The following is a 16,488-nucleotide window of genomic DNA, read 5'->3' on the forward strand; positions in this document are numbered from 1 at the left end:
ATACACGCGGGTGGGGTCACGGGCATGCAGGGTGATCGGCAGAATGTCAGGAGATCGGCAACTCGAAATGCCGATCTCCTGACATTCTGCCGACCACCCGAACCCGCACCCACCCTCGGGCGGAGGGCGGGTCCGTCTTGCGGCGGATCTCGCCGTCGTCGTCGGCCCCTAGCGTGGGGGCCATGAGCGATCTGGAGGTGCGGGACCTGACCCGCGTGTTCGCCTCGGGCGACACACCCCGGCGGGCGGTGGACGGCGTGAGCTTCACCGCGACGTCGGGCCTGCTCACGGGGTTCGTCGGCGGGAACGGTGCCGGCAAGACGACCACCATGCGGATGATCATGGGCGTCCTGGCGATCACGAGCGGCGAGGTGCTGTTCGACGGCGCCCCCGTCACCCGGAACGACCGCCGCGAGTTCGGCTACATGCCCGAGGAGCGCGGCCTCTACCCCAAGCAGCCCGTGCTGGAGCAGCTCGTCTACCTGGCGCGGCTGCGCGGCATCGACGCGCCGGCCGCCCGCCGCGAGGTGCTGGAGCACCTCGACCGGCTGGGGCTCGGTGGCCGGGCCAAGGACCACGTGGAGAAGCTGTCGCTCGGCAACCAGCAGCGCGTGCAGATCATCGCGGCGGTCATGGGGCAGCCCAAGGCGCTCGTCCTGGACGAGCCGTTCAGCGGGCTCGACCCCGCCGCCGTCGACGCGATGGCCGACCTGCTGCGCGAGCACACCCGGCGCGGCGTCCCCGTCCTGTTCAGCTCGCACCAGCTCGACCTCGTGGAGCGCCTGTGCGAACGGCTCGTCATCCTAGGCGGGGGCCGCGTGCTCGCCGACGGCACCCCCGACGACCTGCGCGCCAAGGGCGTCACCCGCCACCGGCTCGTGCTGTCGGGCGACGCCGGGTTCGTGCGCGGCGTGCCGGGCGTGCTCGCCGTCGACGTGGACGGCGCGTCCGCCCTGGTCGAGGTGCACGACGACGACGCCGCCAACCGCCTCCTGGCCGCCGCCCTGGACCGGGGCGCGGTCCACGAGTTCTCCCCCGTCCGGCCGACGCTGGCCCAGATCTACCGCGAGGTGACCGCATGACGAGTCCATGGATGCTGGTGGCGACCCGCGAGATCGTGGTGCGCGCGCTGAACAAGGGGTTCCTGATCGGCCTCGCGATCACCATGGCGATGATCGGCGGCCTGATCGGCTTCACCGCCTACATGGACAGCCGCACCGACTCGTTCGACGTCGCCGTCGTCGCCACCGACGACGCCGCCCTGACGGCCGTCGAGTCGGCCCGCGAGGAGGCGGCGACGTCGGACCAGCAGATCGAGCTCGGCGTCGTCCGGGTCGACGACGCCGCCGCCGCCGAGGCCGCCCTCGAGGACGAGGCCGCCGACGCGTGGCTCAGCTCCGACGACGGGTCCGGCTGGTCCCTGTCCGGCTGGCGCGAGCCCGACGGCGGCCTCGCCACCCTGCTCGGCGACACGGTGCGCGACCAGGTCATGGCCGACCGCGCGACCGGCGCCGGCACCACCATGGACGCGCTCACGGCGGGCAGCGAGATCGAGACCCAGCGCCTCGACGGCAACCCGGTGGACCCGCAGGTCGTGTTCCTCGCGGGGTTCGTGCTCGCGTTCCTCTTCTTCACGGGCGCGGTCGGCTCGGGCGCGATGATCGCGGGCAGCGTGATCGAGGAGAAGCAGTCCCGGCTGGTCGAGATCATCGCGACCGCCGTACCGCTGCGGCAGCTCCTGGCGGGCAAGATCATCGGCAGCTCCGTGATCGCGCTGGCGCAGAACCTGCTGCTGGCCGGCGTCGGGCTCATCGGGCTCTCCTTCACCGACCTCTCGGCCGTCCTGCCCGCGATGACGGCCACGATGGTCTGGTTCGTCGTGTTCTTCACCGTCGGGTTCGTCGCCGTCGCGGCCCTGTACGCGGTGGCCGGCTCGCTCGCGTCCCGCACCGAGGACCTCCAGTACACGACGACCCCCCTGATGATGCTGCTCATGGGCGTCTACCTCGTGACGTTCTCGGCCGACGGCGTGCTCGAACGGGTCCTGTCGTACATCCCGCCGGCGTCCATCGTGTCGATGCCCGTCCGGGTCCTCAACGGCGACGCGCTCTGGTGGGAGCCGGTCGTGTCGCTCCTCGTCCTCGTGGTCACCACCCTCGGCGCCGTGCTGCTCAGCGAGCGCGCGTACCGCGGCGCGCTGATGCAGACCGGCGGCCGGGTCACGTGGAAGTCCGCCCTGGCCGCGGACCGGGGCACTACCCTCGGGGCGTGACCGAACGCACCCAGCCCGACCCTGCCGCGCCCGGGAGCTCCGATCCCGAGAAGGTGCACACCTTCGAGCTGATCGACGAGGTGCCCGGCGCGTCCCGGGACGGGGCCGAGCCGGACGGTGACGGTCCGGACGGCCCCGACCCCGCCGACGACGGCGGGGCGGAGCCGGCGGAGGCCCCGGAGGCGGAGCCCGCACCGCGCGAGCCCGGCCGGGTCGCCGTGGCGCTCGCGGGCGCACGGTCGGCGGCCGGGCGGACGGCGCGACGTGGCGGGGCCGCCGTCCGGCGGCGGCTGCCCACCACGCGCCGCGGCCGGGTGCTGCTGGCCGGCGGGACGGCCGCCGTCGTCGTGCTCGCGGTCGTCGGCGGCGTGCTGGTCGACGCCGAGCTGCGGCACCGGGCGCTGCTCGCCGCGCCGGGCGGCGTGCGGAGCCTCGCGGAGAAGCCCTCGGAGCAGTGGTCGATCGAGCTCGACAACCCGATCGCCTCGACGCTGGTCGGGATGCCGGGCGTGCTCGCGGTCGTCGGCGACTCGAAGGTCCGGGGCGTGGACCCCGCGACGGGCGAGGTGCGGTGGACCGTGGACACCGGCGAGGCCACGACGTGCGGTCCCCAGCCGGTGCTGGGCATCGGTGGCCCGGCGGCGGCCGCCGCGCCCGCCGACCCGCTGGTCTGCGTCACGGCGTCCGACGACGGGGCGCAGATCGTCACGACCATCGACCGGGACGGCGCCGCGACGACCCGCGAGCTCGACGAGGACGCCCTGGTGCTGCCCGCGCCCGGCGGCGGCCTGGTCCACCTCGAGCTCTCGGGCGGCGAGCACGAGCAGGAGCCCGTCGTGGTCGACAAGGTCGGCAGCCCGCACCTCCCCAAGGGTTTCGTCGCGCCCGACCTGGCGGTCCGGGTCGAGGACGCGGCGACCGGCGCGGAACGCTGGAGCACGGTCGTGGCGGCCGCGGACCCGGACGTCACGACGTGCCTGACCTACAACTCCAGCGAGGACGACCCGGACGTCCCGGTCCCGGTGCTCGACGTCGTCGGCTCGGTGTACGGGAACGTGCAGCACGAGGTGCTGCGGGTGGACGGCTGCGGCCTCGCGGCGGCGTTCCTCCTGGACGGCACCCGTCTCGACGACCCAGAGGACGCCACGGACCTGCCGGAGGAGGACACCGGGGAGGGGTCCTACGCCTCCCTGCCCGACGGCGGCTGGGTGGGACCCGACCGGGCGGCCGAGGGCGCCGTCCCCGGCGAGGCCGCGCACCTGCCCGACGGCCGCACCGTCCCCCTGGGTGGCCGGGCCCTCGTGCCGTGGGCCACGGACGGCCGCGACCCGGGCCTGCTGCTGGTGCGCGTCGGCGTGCACACCGAGGCCCGGTCGACCGACGAGCGCGACGCCGGGGAGGTGCTGTGGAGCGCGCCCCGGCTCCGCGCGACGGACCTGCTCGCGCGGGTCGCCGGGACCGCCGTCGTCGTGGACGAGCTCGGTCCCGTACGTGCCGTGGACCTCGGGACGGGGGCGGAGCGCTGGACGCTCGACCCCGAGGTGCTCGGCGTCGAGGACCTGGCGTGGGGCGTGGAGTCGATGGTCTTCGGGGCCTGGACGGACGGCGACACCCTGCTGCTCCCGGTGTCCGCCGACCCCACCGGGGAGTCGTCCGGGCTGCGGCTGCTCGCGATCGACCTCCGCGACGGCTCGCTGCGCTGGGAGATCGAGCAGGAGACCCCGTACACGCAGCTCATCGCCGTCGACGGGTACCTCGCGCAGATCACCCAGCAGGGCGTCGTCGGGCTCGGCTGACCCCGCAGGCCCCGCGGGTAGGATCCGGCCATGCCGCGGCCCGACCAGCAGGGACCTGTTGTCTTCGAGCTGGTCGAGGGCGACGGGCCGGACACGGTCGGGACGGACGGCGCGGGCGGCCACGGCGGAGACGGCCCCGGGGACGCGGACCCCGACGGCGCCCCCGGCCCGCGCGCGCCCCGGCTGCCCCGGCTGTCGCGGCGCACCCGGCTGGTCGCCGCCGCGGCCGCCGCCGTCGTCGTGCTGGGCGCGGCCACCGTCGACCTGGTGCGCGACCACCGGCGTGCCGAGCTGATGCGCACCTCGTCCGTCGGGGTGGCGTCGCTCGCCGACCCGCCCGAGCGGCTCTGGACGATGCGGTTCGACGTCGCCGCCCCACGGGCCGAGGAGGGGTTCGTGGACCAGGAGCTCGTGACCATGGACGGGCTGCTCGTGATGCCGCCCGCCACCACGCAGAGCTTCGCGCAGGACGTGTTCACGGCGCCCACCGACCCCGTCCGGATCGGGTTCGAGGACATCGTCGCCGTCGACCCGGGTACGGGCGAGGTCGCCTGGCGCGTGCCCGTGGACGAGAACCCCGAGTGCGGGCCGTCGGGCTACGACGCCTCCGTGTCGGCCGAGGCGCTGGTGTGCGTGCAGGGTCCCGCGGACGCGCGCGAGGTGCTGACGATCGCGCCGGACGGCAGCACCCGCTCCCGGGCGGCGGACCTGGCTGACGGCGAGCAGGTCTTCCCCGGGCCGGACGGGATGCTGGTCCGGGTAGACCGTGTGACGCGCGCCGGGGACGCGGCTACGGAGGCGGTGTGCAGCCTGGGCGCCTGCACGCCGTCGGTCCTGAAGCAGGGGCGGGACGTGCGGGTCGTCGCCGAGGACGCCGCCACCGGGGCGGAGCGCTGGACCAGCACCGTCGAGTTCATGCCGGTGGAGTCGGTCAACTGCCCGCTCGTCGCCGGCGAGGACGGGGAGACGGTCGTCGACGCGGACCATGTCAACGTGTACTCCGGGGCCGAGTCGGTCACCGTGGACGGGTGCGGTATCTCGGCGACGCTGTCGGTCCAGGGGGTCCGGCTTGACCTCGCGGGCCCCGGCGGTGCCGACGCCGACGTCTGGTTGTCGGTGGCGTGGGTGAGCGAGCTCGGCGGTGACATGTTCGCCCTGGCGACCGGGGCCGTGCGCACCTTCGTCGTGGACGGCGAGGGAAGGCCGGTGCGCACCCTGGACGGCTGGGTACGCGCCGACATGTGGTCGCCCGACGCTCCCCGTGACCTGTGGTTCGTCGTGGACCCGTCGGACGGTCGCGGGTTCGACGCCGTGCGCGAGGACGGTTCGGTGGCCTGGAAGGACCGGAACAGCCAGGGCATCCTGCTCGTCGGCCGCGATGTGGTGGTCGTGGACCGCGGGGCCACGGTGGCCGGGCTGGCCCGGGACACGGGCGAGGAGGTCTGGACCTGGGAGGGCGATGACACGGAGGGGATGGCGCGCTACCGGACGGTGACCGACGGCGACACCGTGGCCATGGTGCACCTGTCCCAGAACGGCCGCATGGGAGGCAAGGTCGTGGCACTCGACCTCGGGACGGGTGAGGAGCGGTGGGACGCGCCCGTCCCCGGCTCCGCCGTGGCCGTCGACGGGAGCCTCGTGGCGATCACCAGGGACGGCCTGACCGGCCTGGGCTGACGGCCCGCGAGAACGGCCCGCCAGGGGGCTGATCCCGGGCATCCCGCGGCGTTACGCTCGCCGCATGGCGCGCGATCCGGACGAGGGTGCCGCGTTCGTCTTCGAGCTCGTCGACGACGACGCGGCCGGTCCGGGCGCGTCGCCGGCCTCCGCGGACGCCGTCGGGCCCGACGGCCAGGAACCTTCCGGGCCCGCGGACGGACCGGACGGCGCGGACGGACCGGACGGCGCCGGGCCGCCCCTGCCGCCGGGCAGCCCGCCCCTGACGTGGCGCCGGGCCGCGCCGTTCGTCGCGCTGCTCGCGGTGGCCCTCGGCACGGGGCTGGCGGTGGACGGCACCCGTGACGCGGCCCGCATGGAACGGATGCGCGACGCCACGGGCGGTGTCTCGGACCTGTCGACGCCGCTCGACGAGACCTGGTCCTGGAGCGGCAAGGTGGACCTCGGCGAGGGCATGACCGACGTCGCGGTGCTCGGCGACGACCTGGTGTTCGAGTCGGAGGGCGAGCTGGTCGCGCTGGACCCGGCGTCGGGCGAGGAGGCCTGGACCGTCGAGCTCGGCGACGGCCCGGAGTGCGGCCCGACGGTGTCGCCGGTGTGGGACGACCCGAGGACGCCGTCGCTGGTCTGCCTGCAGGAGCGCGGCCGGGAGACGGAGGTCGTCGTCGTCGGGCCGGATGGTGCGACGTCGGAACCGCGGCTGCTCCCCGCCGCCGACACGGCCCGGTACGGGCATCCCCACACCGGACCCGACGGGACCGTGCTGCGCGCGCAGCGCGTGGGCGCCGAGACCCCGCTGGACCCGGACGTCCAGTGTGACGCGTCGGGCGAGTGCGTCGGGCAGATCAGCCAGGGCCGCGACCTCGTGCTCCGCGCCGAGGACGCCGTCACGGGCGAGGAGCGCTGGACGGCCACCGTGCCGTTCCGCCCCACCGACGCCGCGCTGTGCACCAGCACGTTCGGCGCGGCCTGGGGCAGCTCGGAGAACCGCATCCACCTCAGCGGCCAGCTCGCCCCCGACGCGTACGGCGCCCGGGTCCGGGCCGACCTCGTCACCGTGGAGGGCTGCGGCGTCGAGGCCGCCCTGACGGCCTCCGGCGTCCCGCTCGGCGGCCGGCCGGAACAGGGGTCGAGCGTCGTGGGGCGGCTCGACTCCGGCGGCTACCTGGGCATGACCTGGGACGCCAGGGTGCGCACCACCCTGTACGACGCCGACGGCGCGGCCGTCGGCGACGTCGCCGGGTACGTGATCTCGCCCAAGACCACGGACGGGGCCGGCCCCGTCACCCTGCTCTCCATCGACGAGCTCCGGCGCCGGCTGTCCGCCCACGACGCCGACGGCGCGGCGCGCTGGGACATCGCGCTCCAGTCCGGCGGGCAGGAGTTCCTCGCCCAGGTGGGCGACGTCGCCGTGATCACGACTGGGGCCGGCAGCGTGCGCGGGCTCGACCTGACCACCGGCCAGGAGCGGTGGCTCTGGGACGGTTCCGAGCCCGGCACGGACGCCGACGGCGGCTACTTCGGCACCGCGTACGTGGTCCAGGCGTTCACCGACGGCCAGGTCGTGCTCCTGCTGGCCGAGGGGAACGGCAGCGTGGCCCGGGGCATGGTGGCCCTCGACGCGGGTACGGGCGAGGTGCTCTGGGAGCAGGCCGGGGGCGGCCCCGGCACCACCCTCGACCCGCACGACGGCGACGTGGTCCGGGAGGGCATCTCCGGCGACCTCATCTCCGTGGACGGGCACCTCATGGAGATCGGGACGCTCGGTGTGCGTGGTCTCGGGTGAGTCGCGGGCCGTCCCGGCTTACCCTCGACAGCATGGCGCGTGAACCGGGCGAGGGCGGTCGGCTCGTCTTCGACCTGGTCGACGACGACGCGGCGGGGTCGGAGCAGTCCGTCCCGGCCCACGGCGACGGCGCGCCCGGTCCGGGCGACGACGACCCCGGCGCGCCGGGAAGGCCCTCGGGCGGGTCGGTCCTCTCGGACCGGAGGATGCGCTTCCTCGTGCCGGTCGCCGCGGTGCTCGCGGTGGTCCTCGGCACGGGCCTCGCGGTGGAGGGCGCCCGGGACGGCGCGCGGGTCGAGCGCATGCGCGACGTCCGCGGCGGGGTAGCGGACGTGTCCCGGCCGCTGGCGGAGACATGGCGATGGGACGGGGTGGTCGGTTCCCCGGAGGCCGAGGACGAGTGGCGCACGATCGAGGTGGCGATGCTCGGCGACGTCCTCGCTCTCGAGTCCGAGGGCGAGCTGGTGGCGCTGCGCCCGGCGACGGGCGAGGAGGCGTGGACCGTCGCCCTCGGCGAGGACCCCGACTGCGGTCCGCTGGACTCCGACGGCTGGGGTCGCTCGGTGACGTCCGCCCTGGTCTGTCTCGAGGGTCCCGCCGGGGACCGGACCACCCGGGTGGTCGGACCCGAGGGACAGGTCTCGGCCTCTCGGCGGCTCCCCGCCGGCGACACGGAGCGGTTCGGGGAGCCCCGGCCCGGCCCGGACGGGTCGGTGCTGCGCGCGCGGCGTGCGGGTGCCGGGCCGGCACTGGACCTGAGCGACGCCAGGTGCACCGACACGGGCGAGTGCGCGGGGACGGTGCGGGACGGCCAGGGCCTCGAGGTCCGCGCCGAGGACGCCGTCACGGGCGAGGAGCGCTGGCGTGCGACCGTCCCGTTCCGCCCCACCCGGGCCGACCAGTGCAACAACTGGCTCGGCGTCACCTGGGACGGCTCGGCCAACATGGTGGACCTCGCGCAGATGATCGATCCCGAGGTCTTCGGCGCGCGGATCGGCGCGGACCTGGTCCAGCTCTACGGCTGCGGCATCGAGTCCGCCCTCACGCGGGACGGCGTGCTGCTCGGCACCGAGTTCGAGCCGGGCTCGGGCGGCGTGGGCAGCCTCCTCTCGGGCGGATACGCCGAGTACAGCTACGACGACACCCTGCGGACCGTCCTGTACTCCGACGACGGCACCCTCGTGGGCGAGATCCCGGGGAGCGTGACCGACGCGGGGGTGACGGACGGCGAGGGCCCGGGCGTGCTGCTCGGCATGGACTCCGGCGGCCCGCACCTGCGGGCCTACGAGCTGGACGGCACACCCCGCTGGGACGTCACGGCACGGGCCGGCGGCCAGCGCTTCCTCGCCCACGTGGCCGGGACCATGCTCGTGATGACCGGCGCCGGGGACGTCCGGGGCCTGGACGCCGCGACCGGCGAGGCCCGGTGGGTCTGGGACAGCGCGGAGGGCGGCACCGGGGACGGGTACCTCGAGGACCTCTTCGTGTACCAGACCTTCACCGACGGGGAGTCGGTGCTGCTGCTCACCGAGAGCGGCTCCGGCGGCGCGGCGCTGGTGGCGCTCGACGCGGTGTCGGGCGAGGTGGTCTGGGAGCAGCACGGCGACGACGCGGTCACCGGCGGTATCACCCGGGGGTTCGACAGGTCGCTGATCGCCGTCGACGGCCGCCTCCTGGAGGTCACGCCGGACGGCGTCCGCGGGCTGGGCTGACCCTCGTCGCCCGGGGGTGCGGCCTCTGGATGAGCCGCGGGCCGGTCCGGCATACGCTCGGAGGTATGGCGCGTCATCCGGACGACGACGCACTCGTCTTCGACCTCGTGGACGACGAGGGGGACCCGGACGCGCTGCCCGGTCCCTCCGCCGAGGGCGACGAGGCGCCGGCCGAGGCGGGCGAGGACCGGCCTCCGGAAGACCCGGTAGCCGCCCCGGGCCGCGGGCGGTGGGCGCTCCTCGTCGCCGGGGTGCTGGCGACGGTGCTGGGAACGGGGCTCGCCGTCGACGGGCTGCACGACGCCGCCCGGGTCCGGGAGATGCGCGACGTGCGCGGCGGCGTCGTCGACGTGTCCGCGCCCCTCGACGAGGTCTGGGCGTGGGCCGGCGAGGTCGGCTCCCGCCGGGCGTTCGCCGAGGGGCAGGGCAACCAGGTCGCCGCCCTGGGCCCGCTGCTCGCGTTCGAGTCCGACGGCGGTCTGCTGGCCCTGCGCGCGAGCACCGGCGAGGAGGAGTGGACCGTCCCGCTCGGCCCTGGCCCGGACTGCGGGCCGACGGGCTACCTGGGGTGGTCGGAGCTGGAGACGAAGGTCCTGGTCTGCCTCCAGGGCTCCGGTGCCGACCGCGAGGTCTTCACCGTGGGGCCCGGTGGGACGCCCACCGCACCACGGACCCTCGACCCCGAGGACGGGCGGCGGTACGGGTACGCCCGGCCCGGCCCCGACGGCACGGTGCTGCGCGCCCGCCGGACCGGTCCTGAGCCCCCGGACCAGGACGGGGCCCAGTGCCCCGACGAGGGGGAGTGCAGCGGGACGGTCGAGGCGGGCCGTGACCTGCTGGTCCGCGCCGAGGACGCCGTCACGGGCGAGGTGCGCTGGACCGCAGTGGTCCCGTTCCGGGCGATGGCGGCCGAGGGCTGCCGGGCCGCGCCCGCCCTGCCCTGGGACCGGTCGGACGACATCGTGCGGTCCGGCGAGCGGCTCGACCCCGAGGGTTTCGGCGCACGGATCGAGGCCGGGCTCGTCCAGCTCTGGGGGTGCGGCTTCCGGGCCGGCGTCGCGGCGAGCGGCGCGGTGCTCGGGATGGACGGCGTGCCGGGGTTCGCCTGGGTGTTCGGCCTCGACACGGGCGGGTACGTCGCGCAGACGATCGCGCAGCGCTCCGACGGCACCATGGACAGCACCCTCTACTCGCCGGAGGGCGACGTCGTCACCCGGATCGCGGGGACCCTGGACCGCCCGCGCACCACGGACGAGCCCCGCGCGGCGACGCTCCTGGCGGCCGACCCGTTCGAGGGGCGGCTCCGGTCGTACACGGCGGACGGGACGCAGCGCTGGGACGTCCCGGTACCGGACGCCACGGCGCAGTTCCTCGCCCAGGTGGGCGAGACGGTGGTGACGACGACGTGGGCCGGGGACGTCCGGGGGATGGACCTCGTCACGGGTGCCCCCCGCTGGTCGTGGCGTGCGCAGAGCGGTCTCACCGACTGGTCGTACGAGAGCAGCTACGTGTCCCAGGCCTTCACCGACGGGCAGTCCCTGCTGCTGCTCCTGCGGAGCGGGAGCGGCGACCAGGGGCTCGTGTCGCTCGACGCGGCCACGGGCGAGCTGGTCTGGGACGGGACCTCGTCGCACCTGCTCACCCAGCGGCCGGAGACCATGCTGCTCACGGTGGACGGGAACCTGCTGGAGGTCTCGCCGACCGGCGTGCGCCGGCTGGGCTGATCGCGCCCACCGCGGTCGGATGTCGGTGACCCGGCCTAGGGTGGGCCCATGGTGAGAATCGGCGCGCACGTGGACCTGGCCGACGCGATCGGCGCGGCGAAGACGCTCGACGCGGACGCGGTGCAGGTGTTCCTCAGCGACCCCCAGGCGTGGAAGGTCCCGGACCTGCCCTACGAGGGCGGCGCGGAGGCGCTCAAGGCCGCCGCCGCGGCGGCCGACGTCGACCTGTACGTGCACGCGCCGTACGTGATCAACGTGGCGTCCACCAACAACCGCATCCGCATCCCGAGCCGCAAGCTGCTGCAGCAGATCATGGACGGCGCCGGCGCGATCGGGGCCAAGGGTGTCGTGGTGCACGGCGGCCACGTCACCGCGAACGACGAGCCTGCCAAGGGCTTCGACAACTGGCGCAAGGCGATCGACGCCCTGCAGACCGACGTCCCGGTGCTCATCGAGAACACCGCGGGCGGCGACTACTCGATGGCCCGGCGCCTGGAGCGCATCGAGCAGCTCTGGGCGGCCGTGAGCAAGGCGGACGGCGCCGACGCCGTCGGCTTCACGCTCGACACCTGCCACGCCTGGGCCGGCGGCCTCGACCTCGCGACGGTGGCCGACCAGATCCGCGCGATCACGGGCCGCATCGACCTGGTGCACGCCAACGACTCGCGCGACGAGGCCGGGTCGGGCGCCGACCGGCACACCAACTTCGGCCAGGGGCTGATCCCGGAGGACCAGCTCGTCGGCGTGATCGCCGCCGCGGGCGCCCCCGTCATCTGCGAGACCAAGGGCGAGATGGCGCCGGACATCGCCTGGCTGCGGGAGCGCCTGGGCTGAGACCGCCCCCGCTGGTCGAGCCCGCCCGCTGGTCGAGCCTGTCGAGACCACCTGGCAGGATCGGGCACATGGCGACGAAGCAGCGGGTAGTGGTCACGGGCGCGAGCGGCAAGCTCGGCCGGTTCGTGGTGGAGCACCTGGTGGACTCCGGGTACGACGTGGTCTCGACCGACCGGGTGGCACCCGCGCCGGGCAGCCCGGGCCGTTTCACGGTCGCGGACCTGTCCGACCTGGGCCAGGTCGTCGAGCTGCTGTCCGGGGTGGACGAGGGACGGGCGGCCGACGCCGTCGTGCACCTGTCCGCGATCCCCGCCCCCGGCCTGGCGACCAACGCCGCGACGTTCCGCAACAACGTGCCCAGCACCTACAACGTGCTGCGGGCCGCCCAGGTGGTGGGCATCCGGAACGTGGTCACGGCGTCGTCCGAGACGGTGCTCGGCCTGCCGTTCGACGTGCCGCCGCCGTACGTCCCGGTGGACGAGGAGTACGACGTGCTGCCGCAGTCCACCTACTCCCTCGGCAAGGCGCTCGAGGAGGAGACGGCCCGGCACTTCACGCGCTGGGACCCGGCGCTCAAGGTGGCGGCGCTGAGATTTTCCAACGTCATGCGCCCGGAGGACTACGCGAACTTCCCCTCCTGGCAGGACGACACCGCGGCCCGGCGCTGGAACCTGTGGGGCTACATCGACGGCCGCGACGGGGCGCAGGCGGTGCGCCGCGCGCTGGAGGCTGACTTCACGGGTTTCGAGGCGTTCGTCATCGCGAACGAGGACACCGTGATGGTGCGGGACTCTGCCGACCTGGTGGCCGAGCAGTTCCCGGACGTGCCGGTCCGCCGTCCCCTGCAGGGCCGCGAGACGCTCCTGAGCATCGACAAGGCCCGCCGGGTGCTCGGCTACGCGCCGGAGCACCACTGGCAGGACGAGGTCTGACGGCGCCGCCGTCGGCGACTAGGCCCGGGCGGCCCTAGTAGCCCGGGAGGCCCGGGCCGCGCCGCCGACCACGGCCCGGCAGCTCCGCAGGAACGAGGCGCCGACCCGGGACGGGTCGCCGAGGTAGCCGGCGACCATGACGCCGTCGCGCAGCAGCATCAGGTCCTCCGCGACCGCGCCCGGCTGCGCCAGCCCGAGCGGGGCGACGAGCCGCTCGAGCGCGCTCACCCACCAGGCGCGGTGCTCGTCGACGACCTTGCGGACGGGGCTGTCCGGGTCGGGGTACTCGGCCGCCGCGTTGATGAACGGGCACCCGCGGAAGTCGGGGGCGCAGGCCATGGCCCCGGTGTGGTCGGCCATCAGGCGCAGCGTGGCGTCCACGTCGCCGGCCCCGTGGGCGATGGCGGCGTCGACGCCGTCGCGCTCCTGCGCCGCACGGAGCTCCAGGTAGGCGACGACGAGGTCGTCCTTGCTCTGGAAGTGGCGGTAGAACGTCACCTTCGTGGTGCCGGCGCGCTCGATGACCTTGTCCACGCTCACCGCCCGCAGGCCGTGCGCGTAGAACAGCTCGTTCGCCGCCTCGAGCAGGCGGTCCGACATTGATCCGCGCACGGTCGCGATCATACGTGCCTCCCTTTTTGTCGTCCCCTTGCGTTCGAAGCCCGGGGCTGTGTACTGTCTCGACAGGTAGAGTTACTAGTCAGTCTACCTAGACAAATGGCCGCACCGGTTGATTCCCGCGGCCGCCATCCGAAGGGGAACCCATGTCCACCACCGCGGAAGCCTCCGCCGTCACCACCGCCGTCTCGCTGCGGAACCTGTACTTCTCCCGGTTCGGCTTCGCCGTCGTCTGGGCGGCCCTGCTGTTCGCCGTCGGCGGGAGCCTGAGCCCGCTGACGATCGGGCTGCTCGTGCTCTACCCGCTGTTCGACGTCGTTGCCGCCGTGATCGACTTCCGCTCCTCGACGGCCGCGCGCCCCACGGTGGGCCTGTACCTCAACATGGCGCTGAGCCTGGCGACCGCGATCGGCCTGGGCGTCGCCGTCACCTCCGGCATCCCCGCCGTCCTGCGGGTCTGGGGCGTCTGGGCGGTCACCGCCGGCATCGTGCAGCTCGCCGTCGCGGTCAGCCGCTACCGGCTCGGCGGCCAGTGGGCCATGATCCTCAGCGGCGGCATCTCGGTGTTCGCCGGTACCGGGTTCTTCCTGATGGCCGGCGGCCCCGAGGCGGCGCTGACCTCGCTGGCCGGGTACGCCACGCTCGGCGGAATCTTCTTCCTGGTCTCCGCGTTCCGCCTGGGCCGCGTCATCAAGAAGGAGAGCTGACATGACCGAGACCACCTTCGACGTCGTCGTCATCGGTGCAGGACCCGTGGGCGAGAACGTCGCCGACCGGGTCGTCCAGGGCGGCCTGACCGCCGCGATCGTGGAGCGCGAGCTCGTGGGCGGGGAGTGCTCCTACTGGGCGTGCATGCCCACCAAGGCCCTGCTGCGCGACGCCGCCGCGCTCCGCGCGGTCCGGAGCCTGCCGGGCGCGGGCGCCGCGGTGACCGGTGAGCTCGACCCCGCCGCGGTCCTCGGCCGGCGCGACGAGTTCGCCTCCCACTGGCACGACGACGGCCAGGTGGACTGGCTGCGGGGTGCCGGGATCGCCCTGTTCCGCGGCGCGGGCCGGCTCGGCGCCTCCCGCACCGTCGAGGTGACCGACGCCGACGGCGGCACGATCGTGCTGACCGCCCGGCACGCCGTCGTCGTCGCGACCGGCACCAGCGCCGTCGTGCCGCCCGTCCCCGGTCTGGCCGACGTCGCGCCGTGGACCAGCCGCGAGGCAGCGTCCGCCCAGGCGGTCCCGGGTCGGCTCGCGGTCATCGGCGGCGGCGTGGTCGGGGCCGAGATGGCCACCGCCTACTCGGCGCTGGGCGCGCAGGTCACGATGGTCGCCCGCGACGGGCTGCTGCCCGCCGCGGAGCCGTTCGCGAGCGAGCTGGTGGCCGAGTCGCTCAAGGCGCAGGGCGTGGTGCTGCACCTGAACACCCAGCCCGTCGACGTCCGGCGTGACGACGAGGGCACGGTGCACGTCGCGCTCGCGGACGGCACGGACCTGACCGCCGACGAGGTGCTGGTCGCGACCGGCCGCAAGCCGAACACCGGCGACCTCGGCCTGGAGAACGTCGGCCTCCTGCCGGGCGACTGGCTCGCGGTCGACGGCACCCTGCGGGTGCTCGGCGGCGACGGCGTGCCGGTCGGCGACGGCTGGCTCTACGCCGCCGGCGACGTGAACCATCGCGTCCTGCTGACGCACCAGGGCAAGTACCAGGCCCGCGCGGTGGGCGATACGATCGTGGCCCGCGCGACCGTGTCGCCCGTCGACGACGCGCCCTGGGGGCGGCACGCGGCCACGGCCGACGAGCGCGCCGTGCCGCAGGTGATCTTCACCGACCCCGAGATCGCGAGCGTGGGCTACACCGCGGCCGGCGCCGAAGCCGCCGGGCTGCGCATCCGCTCCGTCGAGTACGACCTGGGTGCCGTGGCCGGCGCCTCGCTGCACGCAGACGGGTACACGGGCCGCGCGGCGATGGTCGTCGACGAGGACCGGCACGTGGTGGTCGGCTTCACCGTGGTGGGGCCCGACGTCGCGGAGCTGCTCCACGCCGCCACCATCGCCATCGCCGGAGAGGTGCCGCTCGACCGGCTGTGGCACGCCGTCCCGGCCTACCCCACCATCAACGAGGTGTGGCTCCGGCTGCTGGAGACCTACGGGCGGACGGCGTAGACGGCACGGCTCAGCGCCCGGGCAGGGCGATCTGGTCGGGGGTGCGGATCTCCGACCACGCCCGGGCGCGGGGGAGCCGGTGGATGGTGATGTCCGTGGGCCGGGTGCCCGCCGGCGCGGCGGGGCGCAGCGGCGGCGGCGCGAGCACGTCGGCCCCGGGCAGCGGCCCGAGGTCCAGGCGGGTCAGCGCGGCGACGTCGCCCACCGGCACCTGGTAGGTGCGGAACGGGCCGAGCGGCGGGATGTCGTCCCGGGCCAGGGCCTGGGCGGTGATCTCGTACAGCTTGGCGTCCTCGAGCTGGGGCGTCTGGTCCAGCACGAACCCGGTCGCCTGCAGCACGCGGGCCGCCGGCTCCGGCGACCTGCCTGGCGGCCCGCCCGGGGTGCCGCCGTCGGGCAACCGGCCCGGGCCCACCCAGGCGACGACCTTCCAGAACAGGCGCGGGATGCGGACGCCGCGGTAGAGCGGGTCGTCCGCGGCGAAGACGGGCCCTGTCTGGACCGCCAGCCGGTGGTCGTGGGCGGCGGCGTACCGGAGCACGTGGTCCTCGAGCCCGTTCCAGAGCTCCTTGGACTGGTTGAACCTGTTCACCTGCGGCGCCGCGTTCGTGTAGGTGAACGTGTCGTGGTTGGCCCGCGCCGCGGTCTCGGCGTCGCCCCAGACGGGGTCCAGGCGCCGGACGAGGTGGCCGCGGTCGAGGGGGTTGCCCGCGTACAGCTCGCCGCCGGACTGCTCGCCGTTCGGCACGCGGGCGTCCAGCCGCCAGCGTCCGGAACGGCGCAGCGCCTGGAGCGTGGCGCCGTCGACGGTGCACGCGGTGGCCGCGGCGAGCCGCCGCAGCGGGTCGAGCAGCACGGAGAAGTGGGTGTAGTCGAGCACCCGGAGGTCGGCCGGTGAGACGGGGAGCGGGACGCTGAAACCGAGGAAATGGGCGTCATATCCGGTCACAGGCACACAGCCAACCAGAGTCGGCCAGGTCATG

The 16,488-nt window shown here is 74.8% G+C and carries 13 protein-coding genes; 11 read left to right on the forward strand and 2 right to left on the reverse strand.

The features are described from left to right. The first annotated feature begins 182 nt into the window (after positions 1-182). The 9 genes from FHX71_RS24400 to FHX71_RS24440 all read left to right on the forward strand — a co-directional run bounded on the left by FHX71_RS24400 (position 183) and on the right by FHX71_RS24440 (position 12,733). Positions 183-1,082: an ABC transporter ATP-binding protein gene (locus FHX71_RS24400; protein WP_182620126.1), complete on the forward strand. Its 900-nt coding sequence runs from the start codon at positions 183-185 to the stop codon at positions 1,080-1,082. After that, positions 1,079-2,272, forward strand: a complete 1,194-nt coding sequence (locus FHX71_RS24405) for an ABC transporter permease (RefSeq protein ID WP_182620127.1) — start codon at positions 1,079-1,081, stop codon at positions 2,270-2,272. Before FHX71_RS24400 ends, FHX71_RS24405 begins: the two co-directional genes overlap by 4 nt. Next, positions 2,269-4,068: an outer membrane protein assembly factor BamB family protein gene (locus tag FHX71_RS24410; protein ID WP_182620128.1), complete on the forward strand. Its 1,800-nt coding sequence runs from the start codon at positions 2,269-2,271 to the stop codon at positions 4,066-4,068. The genes FHX71_RS24405 and FHX71_RS24410 overlap by 4 nt, the downstream gene beginning before the upstream one ends. Positions 4,069-4,098: 30 nt before the next feature. Beyond that, positions 4,099-5,745, forward strand: a complete 1,647-nt coding sequence (locus tag FHX71_RS24415; RefSeq protein ID WP_182620129.1) for an outer membrane protein assembly factor BamB family protein — start codon at positions 4,099-4,101, stop codon at positions 5,743-5,745. A gap of 64 nt (positions 5,746-5,809) precedes the next feature. Continuing rightward, positions 5,810-7,531, forward strand: coding sequence for an outer membrane protein assembly factor BamB family protein (locus FHX71_RS24420; RefSeq protein WP_182620130.1), 1,722 nt, complete (start codon positions 5,810-5,812; stop codon positions 7,529-7,531). Positions 7,532-7,563: 32 nt separating this feature from the next. Beyond that, positions 7,564-9,243: an outer membrane protein assembly factor BamB family protein gene (locus FHX71_RS24425; RefSeq protein ID WP_182620131.1), complete on the forward strand. Its 1,680-nt coding sequence runs from the start codon at positions 7,564-7,566 to the stop codon at positions 9,241-9,243. Positions 9,244-9,308: 65 nt separating this feature from the next. Beyond that, positions 9,309-10,967 carry an outer membrane protein assembly factor BamB family protein gene (locus tag FHX71_RS24430; RefSeq protein WP_182620132.1) on the forward strand — a complete coding sequence of 553 codons (1,659 nt, stop codon included), beginning with the start codon at positions 9,309-9,311 and terminating at the stop codon, positions 10,965-10,967. Between the two features lie 48 nt (positions 10,968-11,015). Beyond that, positions 11,016-11,801, forward strand: a complete 786-nt coding sequence (locus FHX71_RS24435) for a deoxyribonuclease IV (protein ID WP_182620133.1) — start codon at positions 11,016-11,018, stop codon at positions 11,799-11,801. A 68-nt stretch (positions 11,802-11,869) separates the two neighbouring features. After that, positions 11,870-12,733, forward strand: a complete 864-nt coding sequence (locus FHX71_RS24440; protein ID WP_182620134.1) for an NAD-dependent epimerase/dehydratase family protein — start codon at positions 11,870-11,872, stop codon at positions 12,731-12,733. Positions 12,734-12,751: 18 nt separating this feature from the next. On the opposite strand, the gene FHX71_RS24445 is transcribed toward FHX71_RS24440, so the two are convergent. Continuing rightward, positions 12,752-13,357: a TetR/AcrR family transcriptional regulator gene (locus tag FHX71_RS24445; protein ID WP_182620135.1), complete on the reverse strand. Its 606-nt coding sequence runs from the start codon at positions 13,355-13,357 to the stop codon at positions 12,752-12,754. A gap of 140 nt (positions 13,358-13,497) precedes the next feature. Here FHX71_RS24445 and FHX71_RS24450 point away from each other — a divergent pair, with 140 nt between their 5' ends. Then, the gene (locus FHX71_RS24450; RefSeq protein ID WP_182620136.1) at positions 13,498-14,058 is read left to right on the forward strand and encodes a hypothetical protein; all 561 of its coding nucleotides are present in this window, start codon (positions 13,498-13,500) and stop codon (positions 14,056-14,058) included. A gap of 1 nt (position 14,059) precedes the next feature. Further along, a complete protein-coding gene (locus FHX71_RS24455) occupies positions 14,060-15,505 on the forward strand; it encodes a dihydrolipoyl dehydrogenase family protein (protein ID WP_182620137.1) in 1,446 nt (481 codons plus the stop codon). A 10-nt stretch (positions 15,506-15,515) separates the two neighbouring features. On the opposite strand, the gene FHX71_RS24460 is transcribed toward FHX71_RS24455, so the two are convergent. Next, positions 15,516-16,454, reverse strand: coding sequence for a DNA/RNA non-specific endonuclease (locus FHX71_RS24460; RefSeq protein ID WP_182620138.1), 939 nt, complete (start codon positions 16,452-16,454; stop codon positions 15,516-15,518). Between the last annotated feature and the right edge of the window lie 34 nt (positions 16,455-16,488).

This window comes from Promicromonospora sukumoe (assembly GCF_014137995.1).
Lineage (GTDB): Bacteria > Actinomycetota > Actinomycetes > Actinomycetales > Cellulomonadaceae > Promicromonospora > Promicromonospora sukumoe.